Source organism: Massilia genomosp. 1 (assembly GCF_011682185.1).
GTDB classification, from domain to species: Bacteria; Pseudomonadota; Gammaproteobacteria; order Burkholderiales; family Burkholderiaceae_D; genus Telluria_A; species Telluria_A rubra.
The window spans coordinates 1-1,195 of the sequence record NZ_WHJF01000298.1 but is presented as its reverse complement, the minus strand read 5'-3'; the positions used below and the strand labels follow the sequence as shown (position 1 = coordinate 1,195).

Sequence of the window (1,195 nt, the reverse complement as noted above, 5' to 3'; positions counted from 1 at the left end):
AGGGCGATTGCATGAAGGCTGGGACGTCGCGGTGAGCAAAGATTGTAAATATTGCTTGTAAACTCGCCGAGAAAGGCGTTTACTCTTGATATTTGGACGCGAGAATGACACACGGACCGATGTCGCTGATGGAAGCTTTCGATGAGTTGTGTGATCCGCGTGCGCGCGAATGCGCATATCAACTTGACGAGTTACTGCTGGCGGCGATCTGCGCCGTCATCAGTGGCGCGGAGAGTTGGACTGGGGTTGTCGAATGGAGCGAGATGAAGCTCGACTGGTTGCGCCAGCATCGACCATTTGCCAATGGCATAGCCTCACATGACACCTTCGGAAGGGTCTTTTCCCTGCTCGACGCGACCCAGTTTGAGGCCTGCTTCGTACGCTGGATGAGTTCGATATTTCCCTCGCTTGAAGGGCTGCACATCGCCGTCGATGGCAAGTGTGTACGCGGTTCACATGATGGTAAGCAGAGCGCGATTCACCTCGTGTCGGCATGGTGCAGCGATAACGGTTTGACACTGGGCCAGGTTCGGACCGCTGACAAGAGTAACGAGATCACGGCGATACCGGAATTGTTGGCCACGCTCGATATCAAAGGCGCCATCATCACCATCGACGCGATGGGGTGCCAGCACGACATCGCGTCCAAGATCATCGCCGGCGGCGCCGACTATGTGCTGGGAGTGAAGGACAACCAGCCCGGGTTGGCCGAGGCCGTCAAACTGTGGTTCGACGCCGCCGATGAGGGCAAGATGGATCGCCCGTTCTGGGACGATATCCAGACCGAAAAGGATCACGGACGGATCGAAACCCGGCGCTGCCTAGTGACCAACGACGTTGCCTGGCTCGCTCAGCAAAACCAACATTGGGCCGGTCTGCGAAGTCTGATCATGATCGAATCGACCCGCGAAATCATAGGCAGAAATAGTAGCGGCACAGCCAGCGTCGAACGGCGATATTACATCAGCAGCCTCCCGGCCAAGGCGGCGCATCTCGCGCGGACGGTACGGGCACACTGGGGCATCGAAAACTGCATGCACTGGGTGCTGGACGTCGCGTTTCGCGAGGACGATTGCCGCATCCGCGTTGGTGAAGCGGCGCAGAATTTCGCCATTCTGCGTCGAATAGCTCTAAACCTGCTGAAGAACGAGAAGACGGCTAAGCTCGGGATCGCTACCAAGCGCATGAAGGCAGC

1 protein-coding gene is annotated in these 1,195 nt (G+C 57.5%); it reads left to right on the top strand.

The genetic code is table 11. The features are described 5' to 3' along the window. Window positions 1-104 precede the first annotated feature (104 nt). The coding region (locus F1735_RS33710) for an ISAs1 family transposase (protein WP_229506095.1) at window positions 105-1,195 on the top strand (1,091 nt) is incomplete at its 3' end.